This is a genomic window from Niastella yeongjuensis (assembly GCF_900110245.1).
Classification (GTDB): domain Bacteria; phylum Bacteroidota; class Bacteroidia; order Chitinophagales; family Chitinophagaceae; genus Niastella; species Niastella yeongjuensis.
In genome coordinates, this window is record NZ_FOCZ01000003.1 from 602,628 (window position 1) to 625,203 (window position 22,576).

General features: G+C 45.0%; 19 protein-coding genes. 4 read left to right on the forward strand and 15 right to left on the reverse strand.

All coding sequences use genetic code 11. The annotated features are described in order from the left end of the window. Positions 1–4: 4 nt before the first annotated feature. Positions 5–433 carry a hypothetical protein gene (locus BMX95_RS10905; protein WP_081204484.1) on the forward strand — a complete coding sequence of 143 codons (429 nt, stop codon included), beginning with the start codon at positions 5–7 and terminating at the stop codon, positions 431–433. A 359-nt stretch (positions 434–792) separates the two neighbouring features. Here BMX95_RS10905 and BMX95_RS10910 read toward each other — a convergent pair whose 3' ends face one another. The 3 genes from BMX95_RS10910 to BMX95_RS10920 form a co-directional block, all read right to left on the reverse strand. After that, positions 793–1,761, reverse strand: a complete 969-nt coding sequence (locus tag BMX95_RS10910) for a hypothetical protein (RefSeq protein WP_081204485.1) — start codon at positions 1,759–1,761, stop codon at positions 793–795. A gap of 82 nt (positions 1,762–1,843) precedes the next feature. Beyond that, positions 1,844–3,550 carry a RagB/SusD family nutrient uptake outer membrane protein gene (locus tag BMX95_RS10915; protein ID WP_242673264.1) on the reverse strand — a complete coding sequence of 569 codons (1,707 nt, stop codon included), beginning with the start codon at positions 3,548–3,550 and terminating at the stop codon, positions 1,844–1,846. Positions 3,551–3,600: 50 nt separating this feature from the next. After that, positions 3,601–6,612, reverse strand: coding sequence for a SusC/RagA family TonB-linked outer membrane protein (locus BMX95_RS10920; protein ID WP_081204487.1), 3,012 nt, complete (start codon positions 6,610–6,612; stop codon positions 3,601–3,603). 276 nt (positions 6,613–6,888) lie between these two features. Here BMX95_RS10920 and BMX95_RS10925 point away from each other — a divergent pair, with 276 nt between their 5' ends. From BMX95_RS10925 to BMX95_RS10935, 3 genes are all read left to right on the forward strand, one after another. After that, a complete protein-coding gene (locus BMX95_RS10925; protein ID WP_081204488.1) occupies positions 6,889–8,502 on the forward strand; it encodes a DUF6377 domain-containing protein in 1,614 nt (537 codons plus the stop codon). A 250-nt stretch (positions 8,503–8,752) separates the two neighbouring features. Continuing rightward, positions 8,753–9,538 (forward strand): PI-PLC domain-containing protein, encoded by a 786-nt coding sequence (locus tag BMX95_RS10930; protein WP_081204489.1) that lies wholly within the window; start codon positions 8,753–8,755, stop codon positions 9,536–9,538. Between the two features lie 147 nt (positions 9,539–9,685). Further along, positions 9,686–10,846: an alpha-hydroxy acid oxidase gene (locus BMX95_RS10935; protein ID WP_081204490.1), complete on the forward strand. Its 1,161-nt coding sequence runs from the start codon at positions 9,686–9,688 to the stop codon at positions 10,844–10,846. Between the two features lie 90 nt (positions 10,847–10,936). Here the strand turns inward: BMX95_RS10935 and BMX95_RS10940 are convergent, their stop codons facing one another. The 12 genes from BMX95_RS10940 to spt are packed head-to-tail and all read right to left on the reverse strand — an operon-like array spanning position 10,937 to position 22,466. Further along, a complete protein-coding gene (locus tag BMX95_RS10940; RefSeq protein ID WP_081204491.1) occupies positions 10,937–11,557 on the reverse strand; it encodes an HAD family hydrolase in 621 nt (206 codons plus the stop codon). Positions 11,558–11,566: 9 nt separating this feature from the next. Further along, complete coding sequence (locus tag BMX95_RS10945; RefSeq protein WP_081204492.1) at positions 11,567–12,502, reverse strand: phosphatase PAP2 family protein; 936 nt, start codon at positions 12,500–12,502, stop codon at positions 11,567–11,569. Between the two features lies 1 nt (position 12,503). Next, entirely contained in the window at positions 12,504–13,130 is a 627-nt protein-coding gene (locus BMX95_RS10950) for a sterol desaturase family protein (protein ID WP_081204493.1), read from the reverse strand. Between the two features lie 11 nt (positions 13,131–13,141). After that, the gene (locus BMX95_RS10955) at positions 13,142–13,699 is read right to left on the reverse strand and encodes a DUF4833 domain-containing protein (protein ID WP_081204494.1); all 558 of its coding nucleotides are present in this window, start codon (positions 13,697–13,699) and stop codon (positions 13,142–13,144) included. Continuing rightward, the gene (locus tag BMX95_RS10960) at positions 13,696–14,403 is read right to left on the reverse strand and encodes a CDP-alcohol phosphatidyltransferase family protein (protein ID WP_081204495.1); all 708 of its coding nucleotides are present in this window, start codon (positions 14,401–14,403) and stop codon (positions 13,696–13,698) included. The genes BMX95_RS10955 and BMX95_RS10960 overlap by 4 nt, the downstream gene beginning before the upstream one ends. Before the next feature lie 14 nt (positions 14,404–14,417). After that, entirely contained in the window at positions 14,418–16,961 is a 2,544-nt protein-coding gene (locus BMX95_RS10965) for a DUF5686 and carboxypeptidase-like regulatory domain-containing protein (RefSeq protein WP_081204496.1), read from the reverse strand. A 3-nt stretch (positions 16,962–16,964) separates the two neighbouring features. Then, positions 16,965–17,345, reverse strand: coding sequence for a GtrA family protein (locus tag BMX95_RS10970; RefSeq protein ID WP_081204497.1), 381 nt, complete (start codon positions 17,343–17,345; stop codon positions 16,965–16,967). A 2-nt stretch (positions 17,346–17,347) separates the two neighbouring features. Then, positions 17,348–17,794: a phosphatidylglycerophosphatase A family protein gene (locus tag BMX95_RS10975; RefSeq protein ID WP_081204498.1), complete on the reverse strand. Its 447-nt coding sequence runs from the start codon at positions 17,792–17,794 to the stop codon at positions 17,348–17,350. After that, positions 17,791–19,119 (reverse strand): inositol-3-phosphate synthase, encoded by a 1,329-nt coding sequence (locus tag BMX95_RS10980; RefSeq protein WP_081204499.1) that lies wholly within the window; start codon positions 19,117–19,119, stop codon positions 17,791–17,793. The genes BMX95_RS10975 and BMX95_RS10980 overlap by 4 nt, the downstream gene beginning before the upstream one ends. Positions 19,120–19,144: 25 nt before the next feature. Beyond that, a complete protein-coding gene (locus BMX95_RS10985) occupies positions 19,145–20,140 on the reverse strand; it encodes an NAD-dependent epimerase/dehydratase family protein (RefSeq protein ID WP_081204500.1) in 996 nt (331 codons plus the stop codon). Further along, a complete protein-coding gene (locus BMX95_RS10990; protein ID WP_081204501.1) occupies positions 20,137–21,258 on the reverse strand; it encodes a GNAT family N-acetyltransferase in 1,122 nt (373 codons plus the stop codon). Before BMX95_RS10990 ends, BMX95_RS10985 begins: the two co-directional genes overlap by 4 nt. Further along, the gene (gene spt / locus BMX95_RS10995) at positions 21,255–22,466 is read right to left on the reverse strand and encodes a serine palmitoyltransferase (protein WP_081204502.1); all 1,212 of its coding nucleotides are present in this window, start codon (positions 22,464–22,466) and stop codon (positions 21,255–21,257) included. The genes BMX95_RS10990 and spt overlap by 4 nt, the downstream gene beginning before the upstream one ends. Between the last annotated feature and the right edge of the window lie 110 nt (positions 22,467–22,576).

The following is a 22,576-nucleotide window of genomic DNA, read 5'->3' on the forward strand; positions in this document are numbered from 1 at the left end:
ATTTATGAGAGTCAAATCTATCTGGTTAATAATCGCTTTGATCGTAAGTGTCTCCTTTAAAAATAGGGAAAAAGGAGCCGACAGTGTGTATGCAATGGCTATTATGCAACATATGGAGAAATTTCCGACCGAAACACTTTATGTGTGGAAATGTGACGATATTGAACTGCCATCAAAATTGGGTCAGCATAAGATCATAAACATTGAAAATTTTGACGCAGTTATGAAAGGAAGAAAAAGCCTGAGTGTTTTGAAACTATTTCCTATAGAACTAAATAAGGGTAACTTTGATGTAGGCATTATTGATTACCAGGTTGAGAAAAAGTCTACAGGAATTAATTTGCTCAATGGTGGAAGTGAGGTGTTTACTTTTTCTTACAATGCAGATCAGGATAAATATCAAATAATAGATAGAAAAAAATTTAGTATGTAGTTTTCAATGAAGGCACAAAATTAAAGCAGGTCGAAAGGCCTGCTTTTTTATTGGGTTATACTCAATTCCAACTTTATTGTATTCAAACAGAATTAATCAGAAAATGACGATTACCATCCACGTCCAGCACCAGACACCGGCACGTGGATAGCAGATTATTCCATGTCCGGTTAAGATAGTCCTGCGATAGAGGGTGTATTGAGACTGCTCAATCAATGCCTGAGACTTCGTGAACGGCTGTACGCTCCATAAGTATAGCCGTAGATATTGAGCACCATCAAATTTGCACGAAATCAGAAGCGAGATTGGAAAAAGCATATTGATAATCGTTAGAAAATGGGAGTTTCAGGAAGTGTAGTTTATAGCTGCTCCACCCGTTCCCAATTATTTTGATGTAATTTGTCTGCCAACATATACTCAGTCTCAACTTTATTGTATTCAAACAAATTAGAAAATTGTTTCTCACTATATTGGTGAATTGTTTTGGGTAACGCAATTCTGTATTTCAAATAAACCCTGGCAGCTTTCCAGTAATCAATAATTTGCCCGACTTCAATGTATCTGATGGGCCGGGTAGAATTAGCTGCCAGTTGTTTTAAGTCTTTTTGTGTATAAAAGCAAAATAAAATTCCTGTAGTGTCAATTTTGATATTTGCAGGATCTAAAGTTTCAATAAGCGAATTATTATTATACCTGTCCAGGGAAATTCGTAGCGTGTCACCATCGAGTATCAGGTCTTTCGTTTGAAGGAAATTTTTAATTGCTGTTGAAATTAATCCATATTGTCCTTTTGGCTCCACTCTGTAAATACTATTTGAGTCAATGTAAAACAGCTGCCGGGGAGGAAAGCCGTTTTTTAATTTGCCTGTTTCCCTGTTATAATCCACCCCGCCTAATTGTATTCCATTTGCAGATTTGGTTAACTTGTATTTTTCAATTTTTGCAACAGGATACATAAAACCTGTTGCTGAGTCAAATTTAACTTCGTGGCCGCAATAATCGCAATTGTTCATGGTCAGGTTAACAACTGTGCCAGTGTCTGTATGCTGTATTGCTCCGTAATAATAATAAAATGCGCCGTCCGCCGCTGAATAATTTTTTTGGTTGTTAACTATTTTGAGTGGCACCTTGTACATAAAGATACTGTCATTATCTATAAGCAATAAGTTCTCGTGGTACCATTTTCTGGGTGCATCATAATAATGGACCTTACCCGCTTCATCAGTCCAACATATTCTTTCAAGCCCTTTATATAAACCATTTTCAAATTGACAATATAAGTTGGAAGTAAGGGTAAGAAAAAACAGAAGGGTACAGAGTTGTTTCATGGCATTAATTGGCGCACAATATAATAATTTACCAGGACGATAGCTATAGGTTGACCTAAACCATACGGGACGTAATAAATCTTTAATAACCAGGATTCTGCTCAAATTGCGGATTGGCACCCATGATGTCCCGGCCTATAGGGAAGATGGCCGTGTGGTCATCGGCGTCAGGTTGTTTATCCCACCAGGTACCCGTGTTAAATAAGCCCCAGCGGATAAGGTCTGTGCGGCGGCGGTTCTCACCAAAAAATTCACGTCCCCATTCATCCAGCATTTCCTGATCGTTCAACTGGCTGCCATCAGCCGCATACAGGCTGGGCGAGCCCACGGGATAATTGCGCTGGCGAACGGCATTCAACAACACGGCTGCGCCAGCCTTGTCGCCAGCCCGGTATTTACATTCTGCCAGTGAATAATAGATCTCCGACAACCGTACTTCTGCATACGCCGATGTAATACGATTAGGATCGGGAGTAGGGTACAAGGGATACTTGAGAAAGAAAACACCCGAGTTGTGGTCGGCATGGTTCATGTCGGATTCTTTATCAGTGATCCGCTGCCCGGGTTTGGCATCCAGGAACCAGCCTACCTGATCACGAATGAACAATGGATAATTGCCTTTATTACCCCGTACCGTATCCGTAACTGTATTCCCATTTACCACATGCTGGTACGGCAGGTAACCGAACAGGAACATGCCTTCCCGTTTGCTGCCGCCCAGGTTTTTATACAGCTTCAGGCGATAGTCGTCTGGATAATGCTGGAATTTTATAAAGGGCTTACCTAGTTTAAAGGGGTATTCAATGCTATCTACATCCCGGCCGGGCTGAAGGGCATAGCGGGGATTAGCCTGGTTAAAATCTGTAAAGCCACAATACAGCGGCGCGGCGTCGTAGGTCATTGCCCAGAAAAACATCCCGCCGTCGTATTGCCAGTGCGTACGGGAAAGACTACACGGAAAGCCATAGATCGTTTCTGAGTTGATCGTATTATTGGTATAGTCGAACGGCGCATCCCAGCGGTTATCTAATTTATAGTTACCGTATTTGCCGTCTATGATATCCTGGCAAACGACAGCACAATCAGCATAACCGTCTTTGCCGATGTAAGCCTTTGCATTCAAATACAAGCGTGCCAGCAAGGCGGCTGCACCGGCCTGTGTCCACCGGCCAATACCTTTATCACCCAGCGTTTCCCGTTTGGGAAGGTCTGGCAGCGCCGCTTTCAGCTCCGACTCTATGTAGTTGAATGTTTCCTGTGGGGGCGATTGTTTGTTGCCTGTAGTGGTATGTTTTACATCCGTTATAATTTCAATGTTCCGGTAAAAATCAAATGCCCTTAAATAGAACCAGGCCCTGAGTGTTCTGAGTTCGGCTTTAAAATCGGCCAGCTCGGTTACTGAAACATTTAGTTTGCCCGGGTCCGTTATGCTTTCCATATCCTGCAGGGAGTTGGTGGCCAGTACAATGCCCTGGTAAAAGGCGGTCCAGGCGCCACTGGTGAAATTGTCCTGGATAGTCCAGCTATGCTGGTGCATCCGCTGGTAATAGTTTCCATCCTGCCAGTCGCCCTGGCGATTAAAGGTGCCTATTTCATCGGTGCTGTTCTCGCTGGCAGCATAAATATCATTTCCCTGAATGCTCCAGTAGGCATGTTCAAATGGCCGTAAAAAATCCCTGACCACATCGTCGCGCCGGGTGAGGAATTGCGACACTTCCACTTTATCATACACATGCTCGTCCAATTTTGTACAGCCGCCGGCAATCAGTACCAGAATGAATGCGGCCATTACACTATATTTTTTATAATTGTTTTGCATTACTTAAACCGGTTAATTGTTTATAATGTTACCTGCACGCCTGCCAGCACCTGTATGGTAGCGGGATAAAAGTTCAGCCCATAGGTATTGTTACGCGGATTCCCCTGCACGCCGGGTGTTAAGTCGTTAACCGGGTACAGGTCGGGGTCTCCGCCTTTGAATTTGGTAAACGTATGCAGGTTGTTGGCCGCCGCATAAATTCGGACGGCACTCAGGTACCTGGATTTAACCGAACAGTTGTAACCCAGGGTTACATTGTCGATCTTAACAAAGGAGCCCGATTCCAGGAAATAATCGGAAGCAAGCGAGGTGGTAGCTGGGTTGGTGAGCTGTGAATATTTGCTTTTGGGATCATAGGCGGATTTTAGGGTATTCGCATCCGTTTGTGTGGCGGGCGTACCTATGTAAAATGCCTGCATGTTGAATAACTGATAGCCGAAGTTCCCTCTCAAAAAGAGGTTAAGGTCCCAGTTTTTATAGCTGAATACATTGCCCAGCGAACCGGTAAATTTGGGCAGGCCATTGCCGACAAATTGTTTGTCGTCTGCATTCGATTGGTTGGCAGGTACCACGGAACCATCCTTTTTATAAACCTGCAGTGCCCCATTTCTATCCACGCCTGCCGATCGCAACATATAAAACTCACCGATGCGATGCCCTTCCTGCAAACGCTGGATGGGACCGGGGCTGCCGGGTGCAGGCAAACCGGCCATATCCTGGTAAGGCGCGCCCTGGTACAGTTTGTTGGAAAAGGAAACAAATTTATTATTGTTGTAAGCGGTTGTAAACGATACGTTGTAACTAAATGGCCTGCGTTGTATAATGGCTGCGCTCAGTTGCACCTCGATGCCGGAGTTCTTCATGGTGCCCACATTCGTAAACGTTTGTGATTGCGGGTTAGGCGGAAGCGGTACATTATAATTACCCAACAGGTCTTTATTGGTGCGTGAATAATAGTTCAGTGAACCTGATAAACGGTTGTTCAGCAGTTCAAAGTCGATACCCGCATTAAAGTTGATGGCTTTTTCCCAACCCAGGTCGGGATTAATGTTTTGCGATGGGCCATAAACCTGGTAGGTGGTGCCATTGAAAGGAAAATAACCGTAACCTCCGTATAAAAGCAATGATTTGTAGTTGTCAAAATCCTGGTTGCCGGTCACACCGTAATCGGCCCTTAGCTTCAGGTCGTTCAACCAGGGTAGCTTATCTTTCAAAAAGCCTTCATCGGAAATACGCCAGGCAACAGACAGGGCAGGGAAATCGCCCCACTTGTTGTCGGTGCCGAATTTTGAGGAGCCCTCATGGCGCAGACTTGCTGTAAGGATGTATTTATTATCGAAATCATAATTTATTCTGCCGTAGAAAGCTGCCAGGCGCGAATCATTCTGGGTAGATGACACGGCTCCCTGCCCGTTACCCTGGCCACCGCCATTCCAGGTACCGGAGCCCAGGTTGTTCCATGAGAAGGAATTAAACGGAAAATCGTAGTTATTGGCGCTGAACTGCTGATAATTGAAATAACTGTACGAATACCCGCCCAACACTTTGAAGTGGTTTTGCCTCACGGTGAGCGCGTAATTGACTGTCCATTCCAGGTTGCGCTGGTCGTTGTCTATCTGCTCCTGCGAAGCATAGTTGGTTTTAGTGGTTTGCCCGGAATGTACAATAGTGGTTAGGGTAGAAGGGCGGAAGTTCAGGTTTTTGTAGGAGGATTTGATGTTGGAGATGGTGATGGTTGAATACAGATTTTTCAGGAGATTCACCTTTAAGGAACCGCGCATATCCAGCTCCTTTATTTCGGCCTCGCTTTTAATAAGCCGGGCGTTTTCAACCGGGTTGTTGGAGAAAAAGCCGGTATTGAGATAGTGGTACCCTGAGCTGTCGTAAACAGGCTGGGTTGGGTTCAACGTAATGGCGTTGTTAAAGTTCCCCTGGTCCGCGTTGCTTGTATGCATGTACCGGGGCGCCACTTCCAACGACACGGTATACACATTGCTTTTGGAAGTATGGTTCAGGTTCACCCGGCCGCCATATTCTTTTTTATAGGCGCGCAGGTCTATCCCATTTGCATTCCGGTAGTCGGCCGAAGCAAAGTAGTTATCGTTCCCATTTCCCCCGGAGATCTGCAGCGTGTGTTTTTGAGCGTATGATTCGGGGCGGGTAACTGCTTTCACCCAGTCGGTGCCGGCTCCATAGTCAATACCGCGGGCGGGGTTGGCATTCACCCGGTGTTCGCGAAATTCACTGGCGGTAAGCACTTCTGGTACCATCGTTAATTTATCCATGGTAACATAGCCGTTGTACACCATTTTCGATTCGCCGCTGCCTTTTTTGGTGGTGATGAGAATAACGCCATTACTACCACGCGTACCATATATAGCCGATGCCGCACCACCTTTGAGCACGTCGATGGATTCAATATCGTTTTGATTGATGTTATCGATGTTACCACCCGGAACGCCGTTCACCACATACAGGGGCCCTAAACCGGCGCTGCGCGATGATACGCCGCGCAACTGCACACTTGGGGAGGAGTTAGGGTCGGCCGTGGCCGTATTGGAAATGGTTAAACCTGCCACTTTACCCTGTAAGGCCATTAAAGGGTTGTTGCCCGCAACCGTTTTCAATTCTTTGGCGCTCACGTGCGTGATCGCACTCGATACTTCTTTTTTATTCAGGGTGCCGTATCCCACACTTACTACCTCAACCCCTTTCAGTTCCTGGGCCGCCGGCGCCAGCCTGATCAGCAGATTGCTTTCATCGGTTATGGGAACTGTTTGCATTGCATAGTTGACCGAAGAAAAAATAAGTGTACCCCCCGTAGCCGGCAGGCTTACCTTAAAGGAGCCGCTTACATCGGTACTGGTACCGGTTTGGGTACCACTAACCCTTACAGTTACGCCGGGTACCGGGCTGGAAGTGATGGAATCGACTACTTTCCCGGTTATCACCCTGTTTTGCGAGAAAACGGGATGAACCTGGACGAATAACAAAAGGAAACAACTTAATAATGGCAGCAATTTTCTTGACATAAGCAATCAGATTAATGGATATTAATGCAGAAATTTCGTCGCCGGCCGGTATTGGCCAGGAGGTTTTAAGCGGCTATTCAAAGTAAAATACTAATCCCGCGTATTAGGCCGCAAACACGCGTTGCCGGTAAAAAATCAAACCGGTTTAAAAATTATTTCCCTGATTTGCAATTGTTTAATCACCGGTTGGTTGCGAAAAATCTAAATGATAATCGGGCTGTTCCCGGCAGAATTACCTGCTAAACTGCCTACATTTAATAGCGTATGAGGTGCCATATGAATAAAATAGTATTTGTTTTGCTTTTTTTGATGGGATGGTTTACAGGGTATTCGCAAAGCTTACGATCAGATAGTCTTTTACAGGTGTTGAAATCAGCGTTGAAGCAGCAACATTTATATGTTCAGGAAAAAGAAAAAAGGATAGGGGAGCTCCGGTTCGCATTGCGTACTGCCAATAGTGCCGGTTTTAATGCGCAGTTCAACCTTTGCTCAAAGCTCTTCGAGGAGTATCGTTCCTATAAGTTCGACTCGGCTTTTGTATATGTGAGAAAGCTGATCGCGCTTGCTGAACGATTTCAGCAAAAAGACAACCTGATCAGGAGTACCATTAAGCTGGGAAGCATCTTGTTGAATTCCGGCTTGTATAAAGAAGCTTTTGATATTATTCAGAAAATTGATACAGCCAATTTGCCGAACGCCCTTCAATCCGATTTCCTGGTATTACGGGCAAGATTGAATGGCGGTATTGGCGAATATGATAATGATGCTTTTTTTACAGAGAATTACTACAGGCAGGCTGACAAAGATTTTAAACTGGCCGATAGCCTTACACCGCCCAGCGATTTTGAAGACACCATCAATATGGCTTTCATTCCCGATTCAGTAAAGCACAAACAGTTAACGCCTGCTTTCTACTATCAGTTAATCACCCGGCGCCCAATGCCGGCCCATAACCTGGCAATGGTAGCTACGAGGCTAAGTTTTGCTTTTACCGGTGAAGACCGGCTTTTTTTCATTATCCTGGGTGCCATCAATGACATTCGCTCTGCCACCAAAGAAACGCTGGCCATTTTTTTACTGGGGCAGGAGCTGTTTAAAAGAAATCAAACAACCGATGCTTTTGCCTGTATGCAGGAAGCTGACCGCAACGCCGTTTTTTATGGCACCAGGAACCGGGCTTTACAAATTGAATCGATGTTGCCATTGATCTCGGCAAAGCTGATCGATGAAAAGCAGCATCAAAAAGATAAGCTGTTGATAGGGCTGCTGACATTTTTGATCGTTGCTGTTATCTTGTTCTTTTTACTGGTTATTTACCGCAGGCAAATATTGAGGATCAAAACCAGTGAAGGGATGATAAGGGAAAAAAATGCGGAGCTGGAAAGCGTAAATGATAAGTTGTGGGAATCTTCTAAAATAAAGGAAGAGTTGATCGGGTTGTTTTTTAAGACCTGTTCGTTATATATCGAAAAGCTGGATACCCTAAAACGGGAAACCCAGCATTATATAAAGCTGGGGAAAACCAATGAGGTGCACCAGCTTTTAAAGAACATGCATATCGACAAAGAGAAGGGGAATTTGTATAAAATGCTTGACTCCATTTTTTTAACGATGTTCCCTAATTTCATTGCATCTTTCAATGCGCTTTTACAGCAGGAAGATCAGTTCTGGCCAAAATCGGGCGAAACCCTGAATGCTACAGTCAGGATATTCGCCCTGATGCGATTGGGAATAACCGAGAATGAGGCCATCGCCAAAATACTGGACTACAGTGTAAGCACCATTTACACCTACAAAGCGCGCATCAAGTCGCGGGCATTGGTTCCGGCCAATGATTTCGACCGGAAAATAATGGAAATAGAATTTATTGATAAACCGGGGGAGGGGTAGTTGCACTTTTAAATTATTTAATGTACATTAGGGATAAATATTGTTGATTATCAATAATTTAATTTGCAGGACTTTTAGAATTTAAATAGGTCTCCTGATTATAATTGTCAAACAAACCTTTATGTTTGCATTGTAAAATATAATTTATATCTTGTTGGGTATACATTATACTCACCACGATTGCAGGAAGATGATCCGAATTGCCAGATGATAATTTTTAAAACCTGCAAAAAAATTTATCTCTTTCATTATGAAGAACCTGGTATTCGTTTTTCTTTTACTGAGTACTGCCTGTGCAGTGGCCCAAACATCCGTTTACACAACAGCTAATGCGCACGCGCACAATGACTATCAGCACGAGCCGCCGCTGGTATCTGCTTATAATAATAAGTTTGGTTCCATTGAGGCAGATGTATATTTCAGCGAAAATGAATTATATGTAGCTCACACGGAAAGAGATGTTAATAGTCAGAAAAAGTTTGAAGATGTATACGTTAAACCGTTGGTTGATTATATTACCGCCAACAAAGGTTATGTATATGAAGATACCACGCTGCGTCTGATCCTGATGATAGATGTAAAATCTGAAGCCGGCCCTGCTATCACAAAACTGATTAGAATAATTTCAAAGTATCCTGAAATTACCAAGTGCAAATCACTGATGGTACTGGTAAGTGGTAACAAGCCAGATCCCACGTCTTTTGTTAACTACCCTGATTTTATCTGGTTCGACGGGTTGTTGAGCAATAGATACAAAAAAGAGGAGCTCGATCGTATTGCCATCCTGAGCGATAACTTCATTAACTATACCAGCTGGAAAGGTGCCGGCGATCCTCCGGCGAAAGATTGGGCCGATTTACAAAAAGCAGTTGCCAAAGGACATGAATTAGGAAAAAAAGTAAGGTTTTGGAACACGCCTGACAACGAAGAAGGCTGGCAAAAAGTGCTTGGACTGGGGGTTGATTATTTAGACACGTACAGTATTAAAGCCCTGGCTGAGTTTTTGAAAAAGAACCAGATCGCCAAAGCAAAATAGGTATAAACCTGTATATATAATTACAGAGCCCCGACGGTACCGTCGGGGCTCTGTCGTTTTAATCTATTTTCCCGTGACATTGCCTATGGAACAGGATGCCGGCTTCCACAAAAGAACTATTTTTACACATTCGAAATTAAACAGTCAATGAGTAAACCAGTTGCCGTTAAGTATAACACCAGTTATCCTTCGATTGAAGACCTGAGAAACAAAGCCAGGAAAAAGATCCCAAAATTTGCCTTTGAATACCTCGATGGAGGATGTAATGAAGATGTAAACCTGCATAAAAACACGGCCGAGATCAGAGATGTGGAATTAGCTCCTTATTATCTGAGCAAACACAAAGGGTCGAACCTGCAAACCGAATTGTTCGGTCATGTATACGATGCGCCCTTTGGTATTGCACCGGTTGGGTTACAGGGGCTCATCTGGCCCAATTCGCCGCAGATCCTTGCCAAAGCCGCAAAGGAACATAATATCCCCTTTATACTGAGTACGGTTACCACGGCCGATATTGAAACCATCAGCCAGATAACGGAAGGCAAGGCCTGGTACCAGTTGTACCATCCTGCCGAGAACGATGTACGCGACGATATTTTAAAACGGCTCGAAGCCGCCCAATACCCCGTGCTGGTGTTGCTGAGCGATGTACCTTCCTTCGGGTTCAGACCCAGAGACATTCGCAATGGACTGGCCATGCCGCCCCGGATGACCCTGAAAAATATTCTTCAGATCATGACGCGGCCTGAGTGGGCATTAAAGACCTTAGTGCACGGTACGCCTAATTTTGCCACGCTGAAGCCTTATATGCCAAAGGGTTTGAATATGAAACAGCTGGGGCTGTTCATGAATCGTACGTTCGCAGGCAGGCTGAATGCAGATAAAATTGCACCCATCCGCGACAAATGGAAAGGGAAGATCGTAGTTAAAGGCATTGCCACCGAAGCTGATACCGAAATGTGCATCAAGCTGGGTGTAGATGGTATTATCGTTTCCAACCACGGCGGCAGACAGCTGGATGCCGGTCAGTCGGCCATAAAATCCATGAACCCGATCATCGATAACTATAAAGGGAAAATAAAGATCATGATGGACAGTGGGCTGCGCTCAGGCCCGGATGTAGCGCGGGTAATGGCGAGTGGCGCCGATTTTACTTTTATGGGCCGTTCGTTTATGTACAGCGTGGCTGCGCTGGGCAACGAAGGCGGCGATCATGTGATCGCTATGCTGAAAACACAATTACAGCAGGTAATGGACCAGGTTTGTTGCGAACAGATCGCTGACCTGCCGAAGCATCTCATCAAATAAAGCATTTACGCGGATATATATATTCCAAAAAGCCTTCAGAATCATTGATTTTGAAGGCTTTTCCTTTTATTGATCACGATGTTGTCCCGCCTACACCTGGTCTATCCGTATCCACCGCATCCCAGCTGCTACTGCGGCCTGTACACCCGGGTTCCCGTCTTCAAAAACGAGGCACCTGGTTGGGTCAACGCCTAATTGTTCTGCTGCAGATAAAAAAGGATCAGGGTAGGGTTTGCCCCGAACCGTATCACCGGCGCATACCAATACTTCAACAAGCGAAGTAACACCAATTTGTTGAAGTGTTCTGGACACCGAAACCCGGCCGCCGCCCGATACCACACCGATCCGTACTTTGCCGGCATGCGCTTTCAGATGTGCTACCACAAAATCAATGGGTTTTGTTTCCTGGATAAAAGTATCTTCATACAACATGTTCTTTAGCTGCGCAAAAACTTCCGGGTTAAAATTAACGCCATATTGTTTCCTGATCTCATCAGCCACTTGTATAATTGGCCAGCCAGCCAGTTCATCGATAATGGTATCATCCAGTTCAAACCCATACATAAGCGCTGCCGCGCGGTAAGAGGCTTTGTGCCCTTCCATGTTATCGGCAAGCGTACCATCACAATCATATAAGAACGCATCAAAATCACCTTTGCTCAACTCGGTAAGGACCTTTTGTTTATTTCTTACAACAGAAGCACCATTCATACAAATCGCTTAAATAATTTTATAAAGATACGAATCAAAGAACCGGGAGAACCAGCCTGCCCGCGAAACACCCCGCTCCACCAGGGTAATGCCTGTAATGGCACAACAAATGCCCGCCAGTACATCCAGCACATAGTGATGACTGGTATATACAGCCGAACACCAGATGCCGATCATGATCACGGCAAAAATAACAGCCGCATTCCGGTAACGCCCTTTTAAACCATAAAACAATACGATCACCGGATAGGAGGAATGCAACGAAGGCATTGCTGCAAATACATTCGACCCCTTAGCATACAAAGATTGAAAAACCGGAACACCCACCAATTCATCGAACCGTATCAGCCCGCCCGTATTGCCGGGTGTAGCAGCGATAAAATTAAATTGATGTTCCTGTACATACCAAGGCGGGGCAGCCGGGTAAATATAATACACCACAAATCCAATCATATTCACCACAAAGAATGCAAGCGCAAACCGCAGGAATAAAGACCGGTTCCTGAAAAACAAATAAGAAGCAAACAACAAAGGTACCGGTACCCAGCACAAATAAAAAAGGCCGCTTAACAGATCACCGACCATAAAATGATGCTGCCGGAAAAATTCATTGGGCGTAACCACGCCGGTTGAAGTAGTGATGCCGAACAGATGTTTTTCAGCCTGGTACAATTGGCTTATATGCACCTCCCTGAATATATAATTAGGAAAGGCTTTCATGTAATCAAAAATGATCCAATACACGATAAAGATCGAAAACCCGGTTATAAACTTCCGGGTAGTACCGGAGGCATAGTACATTCCGTTAAAAATGGCTATCAATACCAGTTGATCGGTTTTGAAGCCAACCAGCAACCCCGACAATAACAGGTATGCTACGGATATAAGCGTAGTCACCATTACAGTTCTGGGTGCCACGAAAACAACAGGAGCGGATTTAATCATATTACTTTTTCTTCTTTGGAAAACCAGATTGGAAAATAACATCCCACAAAGAGGAACTTACACCATACCCTTTGGTAGGGTCATCATAATGATGAAGCATGTGGTGTTGTTTGATCCGCTTCATCAGGTTGCTTTTGAAATTATAATGGTGCATGGCATAATGCAGCATATCATACACCAGGTAGCCTGCTATAAAACCGGCAAAGAATGGATACAAAAGCGTTTTATTCGTAAATACCAGCGAAAACAAAAAATAGAAAAGGATGGCAATGGGAATGCTGGCCGAAGGCGGCATCACCAATCGTTTGGTATCTTTAGGATAATCGTGGTGTACCCCATGAAATATAAAATGGATCCGTTTGCCCCATTCGGAAGCAGGTTCAAAATGGAAAACAAAACGGTGTAGTATATATTCTGTAACCGTCCATATCAACACGCCGGCTCCCAGTAACAAAAAATAGCTTTCTATTGAAATGTTCCTGTCAAATGCCAGCCAGGTCATGACGGCAATAACGGGAACATAGATAAAAAGCGGTATGGAGAAATGCACCTTCGACAAAGCTTCCATCCAGTTGCTTTTGAACATCCGCACCGAGTCGGTGGAATTTGAAACATACAACTTTTTCATTGCAGAAAAATTTAATGACCATCACTCTCTTTTATTTCATTCGTCAGTACCTTCTTACGCTCGGCCACAGGTTTGCCGCTGGCGGGATCTGTGCCACTCACTTCGAAATATTCAATATCGGGCGACCACATAGAGCCGCCTGTGATCTTTACAAAAATGCGGTTGAGGATCATCTGCCTGCCGTTAATGGGTGCATACAGGTGGTATTTTTTATCTGCCCCTTTTTTCAGGTACATGGAATAGCCGGCATAAGAAACCAATCGTATCCGGTAACTGCTATCGGACAGTAACTTGACTTTTACCCCGTAAGCAAACACGCGCTGGATCCAGCTCAATTCTGCCCTTTGTCCTTTTTCAGCATACCTGATCCAGAAAACATGAACCGGGTTATCCTCGTCCAGGATCCCTTTTTTGTAATTCAGCTCGTATACGATCGTATTGGTATTTGAGGTTCGTTGTAAATAGAACAACTGGCTGGCATTACCTACAGGAACAGGAAATCCTTCCTGTGCTGTCACATACAAAGACACCAGACTACACCATACCACCAGGAAAATGCTTCGTATCATACGTTATTGTCGAGCGCTTTTTTAGCGTCTATCAATCTTTTAATAGCGGTAATATTTGTTAACACAGCCATTACCGTGATCGGAATGGTAAAAACCGACATGGTTTCAAATACATGGAAAGGAATACCCGATATGGTCAGCTTATAATTACCACCGATAATCGAAGCTGTAATGCCGCAGGCTATGGCCGACAAGGCAGTTAACACCACTCTTTCCGGCCGTTGCATCAATCCACCTTTATTTTGAATGCCGAGTCCTTCACTACGGGCGCGGGTGTAACTCACCATCATAGAACCGATGAGCGCAATAAAAGCAAACAGGGAGCTTAAAAAATAATGGTGGGCCACCAGGTAATAACAAATGCCAAGGAACATAAACAACTCACTATAGCGGTCTAATACAGAATCATACAAGGCACCAAAACGAGAGCTCATATTCCCGATCCGCGCCACCTGTCCGTCGAGCATATCGAACAGACCTGCAAAGAGAATGAGGCCGCCCGCCCAGCCAACATAAGAAAGATCGCCGCGGTTGCCTTCTTCAGCACCAATGATGAACACTACGGCTACTCCTATATTCAACACAAGACCGGTGGTGGTAATAAAATTCGGCGTTACGCCTGCTTTTACCAATCCATGTACCACAGGATCTATTACACTGTAAATATTTTTTTGCAAACGGTCACGCATAGCTATCTGACTCATAAAAAATAGTTTAATCAAAATTCAAACCTCGCCCTGGCGCGAATGCCCCAGTTGGGTACATCAGGATTCTCCAGGTAGGTAAGCCGTTTTATCAGGTCTACCCGAAGTATTTTGAAGATATTACTGATGCCAACACTGGCTTCCATATAGGGTTTGCCCGCCAGCGAAAAAGTGGTGGTCTGGCCCTTTTCATCTGTAGGGAATAAAAACGTTTCTTTATTATAGTTGGGATCATTTTCCTGTCGTACCCCGCCATAGACCATTTTGAAGCCGGCCACCTCACGCAGCTTCAGGTTTTTGATGAGGGGCAGTTTATTAAAAATAAATCCGTTGAAATAGTAATCCGTACTTACCGATGCATAATGGTCGCTTACAAATTCCATGAAGTTCATCATGTTGAACGAATTAAGCTGGTAGGCATACGTTTGGTTGGCCCGGTGAATGGTTAACAAAGGGTAGGGGACCTGGCCGAAGATATTGCCGCCTTCAGCCACCACATCCGCATAACCGAATTGCGAGAAATAAAACCGCTTGAAAACATTAAGGGTCAGCTGCTGGTAATTATAATCGCCATTCGCGAGCCCTTTGATACCGGCAATATAACGAAGCCTGAAAATCGGGTATTTGTTAAAGACAGGAATGCGGTATACTTTCCCCTGGTAAAACTGTTCATGGGGCGCCCAGCGCAGTTCAGCCGACAGTTCGGTAGTGGTGATCTCTGGTATGGTAGACGTACCGGTAGCGTCGAATTTTTGATAGATGATGCTGCCGGCAGGTTGTTGTTTCCAGTTTTTGAATCCCAGTGTATAACTGATGTTCTTGCCAAACTCCCGTACGTACTCTGCTGTGAAAATATCGTTGTACAACCACTTGTTGTTGTTACCCCGTTTAAACGAAAGCAGGAAATTATCTTCCTGCACAAACTGCAGTTCCTGTCCCGGTATCTTGGTGTCATGCTGATAGCTAACCTTCAAATAATTCAACGGAAATGAATAGATCGATTTTCCATTGAAGGAGTAAGCCCCGGATAAAAAATATTTCCATTTTTCGTCTTTAAAACCATACGCCGCATATGTTTCAAAGTAGAGCCGCTTACTGAACTTAGGGGTGGTACGACCTCCCAACCGTAATCGGAAACCTTCTACCGGATTGAAACTGTAAAAGGCATTCACTGGTCCCACCTCAAACGGTCCGGCAGATTTATAACCTGCCAGTAAAAAAGTAGCCCAGTCCATCAGCCGCTTGTACGACTTCATGTTCTTAAGGCTGTCCATATTGGTATACGCTTTCTCTTCGGTAGCAGAAAGGGCGGTGTGCCTGTTGGCTGTCCAAAAACTATCGGCGCCGCCTGTTGCATCAACGATCACTTCAGGTTTGCCATCATATACTGAATCGGGTGCACGTTGATTAATGACATAGTTCTTATAAGAAACGGTTCGTTCGCCTACCAGTCCGCCGGTAGCTTTTTTTGACAAGGCAAATTCTGACATTATATTGCTCATCACTACATGGTAGCGGCCATCGGCACCACGTTCAAAATCCTGGTTAATGCGCAGTTCTTTTGTCCAGTTAATGTTGGCATGTTTGGCCAGCCCCATCTGGATCTTTTGAACGGCATAGTTGCTATCGAGTGTTACGTACATGGAACCCCTGAACAAAAGGTCGTTGGGATTACGGGGCGCAAAACTCAGCTTCACCAGTTTGATGCCATCCAGCTCAACGGTATCGCCCAGGTAAAAGCGGTAAAAGGTAGGAGCGAGGTCTGAAATAGGGCTGAGCAACTGGTTCGACAACAACATCAGGTTGGGTTCATAAATATCGATGGGCGTGTACATACTGTTCAGGTAACGCGTAATGCCATCGTTGTCTACAAACTCACCGAGGTTTACCTTCTTCTTTGCCAGCACATATGTTTTTTCTTTTTGCGGGCTTTTTCTGAAAAATTTATTGGAGATGGTTTCCTCGATGTAAACAGGTACCAGGGCTTTCCCTTCAATCTTTGTAGTATCCTGGTTCTCTACCAAAAACCGGTAATTTTTCAACAGCCTGTTGTGCATTAGTTTTTCAGGCTTATTGGTAAGCGACAATTCCATCTTCTCATATTGCTGGTATTGCACATACTCAAAAGCCTTCATCCGGTTGTGTTCCCGGTTATCTACCACTTTTCTTATCAGGTCTACTGCCGGGTTATTCTTGTTGCTGTATTTTGTTCGTCTTCTTGAATTCACTGTTACGGAAGCCATTTCGGCCACTTCCAGATTGGCATCGATGTCCTGTGTGATGCCAACCGTTATTTTTTTTCGCAGCACCTTATATCCATTGAAGGAAAACTCCAGTGTGGTGTTTTTCGGGTTGCTGGTGGATATGGAATAACTGCCGTCTTCACCGCTTACAACACCTTTGCTGCCCTTGAAATATGCGCTTACAAAGGCCAGCGGTGCATGTGTTTGGGCATCTTTTACAAATCCCCTGACTACTGTTTGCGCCTGCGTGCAAACAAAACAGGTAATAAAGAGGAATAAGGTGAAGCCTTTTTTACTATCTATCAAACTAATCATCGTCTACCAATTATTGCTGAACACGAAATTCTTTTGCAGGGGATAATTATACAGGAAAGCAACCAGTACAGATGTCAACACTTTCGATACGGTGTAATGCAGCCCCGCCTGGGAGGTAAATACATATACACCACCTGTATTCAGGAACAAATTGCCGGTCCATACCAATGCATACTTCCACAATTGCCTTACTGCCTTTTCATCACCTGCCTGGAAAACCCAATGCCTGCCTATCAAAAAATTTATAATCCCTCCTGTTACGGTACCTGCTGCCGCAGCTGTTACCACGGCTAGCCGGCACCATTGCACCAGCAGCACCGTCATCAAAAAATCACTTAATGAAGCTGCGAGCGATGCTATATTGGCTTTCAGAAAAGTGATCATCCTTACAAAAATTTACCCATCACTATTGCCCGCAGGATTAACTGGGCATAAACGCCTGCCAACACATCATCGGCCATTACCCCTATACCGCGAGGCAATGATTCTGCCCGTTTAATGCCCAGCGGTTTCACTATGTCAAAAAAGCGGAAGAGCACACAGCCGGTAATTATATACACGCTTTGCTGAGGTAGAAAGAGTAATGTTATCATCATGCCGGCTACCTCATCTATCACGATCCTGTTGCTGTCGTGTTCCCATACGGTTTCCATTTTGGTGGCGCTCCAGGTGCCTACTGCCAGTATCGCCACCAGCAACAAGGCCTGGTAAACAAATCCTATTGGAAAAAAATACCAGGCTATACAAAAAACAACTGCAGCGGCTGTGCCTCCACCCTTAACAAGGAAGCCAATTCCGCCTGCAGTCGCTATAATGGTGGCAATTTTTCTCATACTACCTGCTCAGTTGCTTTGGCACGATTCACGGCCGCCGGCAACTCCTGTGTTTGCCCCTGCATCATATCACGTAATACCTGTTTCAGCGTATTCAGTTGTTTGAAAATATCATTCTCTGCAGGTTCACCCTGTTTTGTCTGGGGCGATTTAAGATAGAACGACAACCAGTCCTGTACACCGTACATGCCTGCACGTTGGGACAGGTCGGCAAAAAGCGCCAGGTCAAGAACAATGGGAGCTGCCAGGATAGAGTCGCGGCAAAGGAAATTGATCTTGATCTGCATAGGATAATTAAGCCAGCCGAAGATGTCGATATTGTCCCAGCTTTCTTTGTTATCGCCATGTGGAGGATAATAATTGATGCGGATCTTATGATACAATTCTCCATACAAATCAGGGTGCAGATCAGGGCGCAGGATATCTTCCAGCACACCCAGTTTTGACACCTCTTTTGTTTTGAAATTCTGCTCATCATCCAGTACCAGCCCATCGCGGTTACCCAGGATGTTGGTAGAGAACCAACCGGTAACACCCAGAGAACGGGCTGCCAGTCCGGGCGCAACGATCGTTTTCATCAGTGTTTGTCCGGTTTTGAAATCCTTACCGCCGATCGGGGTTTTTGTTTTTTGGGCCAGTTGTACAATGGCCGGAATATCGGTGGTGAGGTTAGGGGCGCCATTGATAAATGGTATACCTGAGCTTACTGCTGCGTACGCATACACCATACTGGGGGCAATAGCCGGATCGTTATTCTTCAGTCCTGCTTCAAATGAAGCGATCGTTTCATGTACGGCAGACTGCTCCAGGTATTTTTCGGTAGAACCGGTCCATACGATCACAACGCGGTTTACATTGTTCTCTTTTTTGAACGTTTCAATATCCCTGATCAGTTCCTGGGCTGCATCCCATTTATTTGCGGATTGCTTAATGAATTTGCCATCCAGGTTCTTTACATAATTTCTGTCAAATACAGCTTTCATGGGTTTGATCGCTTCCAGCTCGGGCCTGATGGCATTCAGCAAATGCTGGTCGAGCACACGCGCCTGGCTTGCTGCCTGAAATACGTTATCTTCATAAATGTCCCATCCGCCAAATACTATATCTTCCAGTGAAGCCAGCGGTACAAAATCCCTGATAAGGGGATAATTATCTCCCTTTCCATCTGCCAGCTCAATATGACCGGTTTGTGTATACGATCCGATCGGTTTGGCCAATCCCTTCCTGCTGGCAATAACTCCTGCAATCATAGTAGACGCAACAGCACCCAGACCAGGAAGCAGAATGCCTAATTTTCCTTCTGCCGGCAAAATTTGTTCTTTCATAAAACCTTAATTTTTCTTATATAAATTATAACCACTTGTTTAAACGGTACCATTGCAACGTTTCCCTGAGCCCCTGCTCCAAAGAATATTGCGGATAAAAATTCAGATACTTTTTTGCTTTTTCAATACTGCACTGCCAGTTGATTGCCGTTAGTTCGTTCAGCTTTTCCCTGTTCAGCACCGGCGTTTTTCCCCGCCAGCTACCCCATTTTTCCAGGGCAAAGGCCATCCCTTTTACCATATTGTATGGTAAGTGCAACCGGAATGTTTTTTTGTTCAGTATTTGTTTGGCAAAATCGGCGAGCTCGTATTGATCATAACTGGCCCCATCGGATATATTGAACGTTATATGCGATAAGCCGGTGAATAAAGAATTAATTGTCACCGCGGCCAGGTCCTTTACATATATGAAACTCAGATGTTGATCGGCCACCCGGCCTATATAAGGTTCCATACCGCGATGGATAGAACGCAGCATAATAAAGATATCACGTTCCCGCGGACCATATACTGCTGTGGGCCGCAGCACCACCAACGGCAGCGATGGCAGTGTTTTTAATTGTTGTTCTGCAAGCAGTTTACTTCTTCCGTAAGCTGTTACCGGTGCCGGCGTTGTGTCTTCCGTGATCATCCGAAGCCGGCTGTCGAGCGGACCCACTGCAGCCAGGCTGCTCATAAAAACAAATTTTTTCAGGTTCTCTTCGAGCCCTTTTAAAGCAGCGCTGGCCAGGTTAAGCGCATACGTGGCATTGATCGCATCATACATTTGTTGTGAGGCAGCCCTTGTAGCACCAGCCGCATGAATGATGTAATTAAAGCCTCCGTCCCTTAATTGTTTCGCCAGCAGTTGCTCATTGGTATAGTTCAGTTCAAAAAGACTGATATCGTATTCTTTCAGGTGCCTGATGTCACTGCCTGGTCTTACTGCTGCATATACATGGAGGCCTTTGTCCAGTGCCGCTTCAATGAGGTGAAAACCGATGAAGCCGCTGGCGCCCGTTATCAATACCTTTTCTTTCATAAAGGTTTTTCATATATACGGTAACGTTTGTATACCTTCCCGTTGATACTTTCAATTCCTTTATTCATCATTTCATTGTGCTCCAGTATCCACGATGCTTCCGCGCCCTTCATGTTGCGTTCGCCTGCACGTTTTATAATGGCCGCGTAAAAACAGGCTTCAATGCCCAGTTTTCTGTATTCTTTATTTACGCCCAGCGCCAGTACCCGAATACGGTTAACCTTTTTCATGTTGAACAGCAGTTTGAAGATGCCGGTTGGCAGTAATCTTCCCCGCCGCACTTTGATCAGGATCTGGTTTATATCTGGAATGGCCAGCGCAAATCCGATCTGTTTGCCATCGTGTTCGGCTATCAGACAAAGTTGTTCGTCCAGCACCATCTTCAGGTCATTGGCCAGATAACTGAACTCTTTATCTGTCATAGGTACAAATCCCATGTTCTTGTCCCAGGCGGCATTGTACACTTCACGCACGTTTTTGGCTTCGTTTGCCAGGTCTTTCTTGCTAACCGCCCGGATGGTAATGTTTTTCTGTTGTAGCCTGCTCAGCAAACGTTCCTGTAGCAATAACGGCCGGTCGCCTACCTCATCTGTGTTGATGTTATAAGCCAGCAGGTCTACCTTTTTTTTAAGGGCTACTGCCTCCATTAAAGAAATATAATAAGGTTTATTGTACGTCATCATGGCCAGCGGCGGATCGTTGAAACCATCTACCAGCATACCACAGGGCTCATTGGTTGATGGGTTCACCGGGCCAATAATGGTAGTGGCCCCTTGTTCCCGCAGCCAGTGTTCTGCGGTATCGAATAAAGTTGATGCTACCTGCAGGTCGTTGATGCTCTCGAAAAAACCAAAGAATCCGTCGGTAGTATTGTTGAAACTATTGTGATTATTGTTCAGAATGGCCGCGATCCTTCCACTGATCGCATTATTCTTATAATAAAGGAATAACTGCACCTTTGAATGTTCATGAAAAGGGTGTTTACCCGGCGTTAACAGATCCCGCTGTGCAATAAAAAGTTCTGGTACATAATTGCTATCGCCTTCATACAGGTCATGCGGAAAATCAACGAAAGCCTTTAACTGTTTCTTGGTAATTACGTTTACTATACCGGTCATGCGCTTTCTTTTTTCAGTTTCAGTTCAATACCCAGCATCAGGGCTGTTTCTTTCATTTTCTCCACCGCTTCCTCGATCTGGCTGAAAGAATGCGTAGCCATCAGCGAAAGTCTTATTAAAGATGATTCAGAGGGGACCGCAGGTGATACCACCGGGTTTACAAAAACGCCTTTGTCCTGTAGGGTTTTGGTAAACAGAAAAGTCTTGTGGTTGTCACCAATGTGTACCGGTACAATAGGGCTTTGTGTTTCACCGGTATCGAAGCCATGCTCCTGCAGCAATTCCAACATATGGTTGGTGTTATCCCATAGTTTTTGAATGCGCTGTGGTTCCTCTTCAATAATATCCAGCGCAGCTATTACACTGGCGGTAGAAGCGGGTGTCATGCTGGCGCTGAAAATAAGCGCCCTCGCTTTATGTTTCAGGTAATCGATCACTGCTGCATCACCAGCCACAAAACCACCTAACGAGGCCAGCGATTTGCTGAAGGTGCCCATGATCAGGTCAGTTTCATTGGTGAGGTTGAAGTGTGACCCAGTTCCTGCTCCATTCTGTCCAATAACACCTAACGCATGTGCATCATCGACCATTACGGCGGCGCCGTATTTATCTGCAAGCGCGGTAATGGCCGGCAGATTGGCGATGTCACCTTCCATACTGAAAATACCATCAGTAACGATCAGCTTAAAGGCATTAGGAGGAAGCAACTGTAAGCGATGCTCCAGATCATGCATATTATTATGGCGGTATTTGATCACCCGTGAGAACGAAAGCCTGCTGCCATCAATAATCGACGCATGGTCGTACTCATCCAGTAACAATACATCTGCACGCTCGGCCAGTGCTGAAAGCACGCCCAGGTTGGCCTGGAAGCCGGTGCTGAAAAGAATAGCGTCTTCTTTGCCGGTATAAGCTGCCAGTCTTCTTTCCAGTTCTACATGTAAGTCGAGGGTGCCGTTTAAAAACCGGGACCCTGCACATCCGCTGCCGTATTTTTCAATAGCGCGACTGGCTGCTTCTGCTATCCTCGGGTGGTTAGTAAGTCCAAGGTAAGAGTTGGAGCCAAACATCAAAACTCGTTTGCCGTTTAGTGTTACCTCTGTTTCCTGTCCTGATTCAATCACGCGGAAATAAGGATATAGACCTGTTGCTCTGATTTGATTTGCGTCTTCAAACAGTGCAATCTTTTGCTGTAGTATATTTCGCATTAAATAACTTTCCAAACTTTATATGATCCAATCTTCGGATGCAAAGTTGGAAAGAGAACAACACAAGCACAATGTCAGAAAGTCGCCGGGATATGTCTAAAATTCCTCTA

Bases quoted from the DNA above. Each gene is read 5' to 3' on its own strand.
- BMX95_RS10905 (WP_081204484.1), top strand. From the start codon at position 5: ATGAGAGTCAAATCTATCTGGTTAATAATCGCTTTGATCGTAAGTGTC.
- BMX95_RS10910 (WP_081204485.1), bottom strand. From the start codon at position 1,761: ATGAAACAACTCTGTACCCTTCTGTTTTTTCTTACCCTTACTTCCAAC.
- BMX95_RS10915 (WP_242673264.1), bottom strand. From the start codon at position 3,550: ATGGCCGCATTCATTCTGGTACTGATTGCCGGCGGCTGTACAAAATTG.
- BMX95_RS10920 (WP_081204487.1), bottom strand. From the start codon at position 6,612: ATGTCAAGAAAATTGCTGCCATTATTAAGTTGTTTCCTTTTGTTATTC.
- BMX95_RS10925 (WP_081204488.1), top strand. From the start codon at position 6,889: ATGAATAAAATAGTATTTGTTTTGCTTTTTTTGATGGGATGGTTTACA.
- BMX95_RS10930 (WP_081204489.1), top strand. From the start codon at position 8,753: ATGAAGAACCTGGTATTCGTTTTTCTTTTACTGAGTACTGCCTGTGCA.
- BMX95_RS10935 (WP_081204490.1), top strand. From the start codon at position 9,686: ATGAGTAAACCAGTTGCCGTTAAGTATAACACCAGTTATCCTTCGATT.
- BMX95_RS10940 (WP_081204491.1), bottom strand. From the start codon at position 11,557: ATGAATGGTGCTTCTGTTGTAAGAAATAAACAAAAGGTCCTTACCGAG.
- BMX95_RS10945 (WP_081204492.1), bottom strand. From the start codon at position 12,502: ATGATTAAATCCGCTCCTGTTGTTTTCGTGGCACCCAGAACTGTAATG.
- BMX95_RS10950 (WP_081204493.1), bottom strand. From the start codon at position 13,130: ATGAAAAAGTTGTATGTTTCAAATTCCACCGACTCGGTGCGGATGTTC.
- BMX95_RS10955 (WP_081204494.1), bottom strand. From the start codon at position 13,699: ATGATACGAAGCATTTTCCTGGTGGTATGGTGTAGTCTGGTGTCTTTG.
- BMX95_RS10960 (WP_081204495.1), bottom strand. From the start codon at position 14,403: ATGAGTCAGATAGCTATGCGTGACCGTTTGCAAAAAAATATTTACAGT.
- BMX95_RS10965 (WP_081204496.1), bottom strand. From the start codon at position 16,961: ATGATTAGTTTGATAGATAGTAAAAAAGGCTTCACCTTATTCCTCTTT.
- BMX95_RS10970 (WP_081204497.1), bottom strand. From the start codon at position 17,345: ATGATCACTTTTCTGAAAGCCAATATAGCATCGCTCGCAGCTTCATTA.
- BMX95_RS10975 (WP_081204498.1), bottom strand. From the start codon at position 17,794: ATGAGAAAAATTGCCACCATTATAGCGACTGCAGGCGGAATTGGCTTC.
- BMX95_RS10980 (WP_081204499.1), bottom strand. From the start codon at position 19,119: ATGAAAGAACAAATTTTGCCGGCAGAAGGAAAATTAGGCATTCTGCTT.
- BMX95_RS10985 (WP_081204500.1), bottom strand. From the start codon at position 20,140: ATGAAAGAAAAGGTATTGATAACGGGCGCCAGCGGCTTCATCGGTTTT.
- BMX95_RS10990 (WP_081204501.1), bottom strand. From the start codon at position 21,258: ATGACCGGTATAGTAAACGTAATTACCAAGAAACAGTTAAAGGCTTTC.
- spt (WP_081204502.1), bottom strand. From the start codon at position 22,466: ATGCGAAATATACTACAGCAAAAGATTGCACTGTTTGAAGACGCAAAT.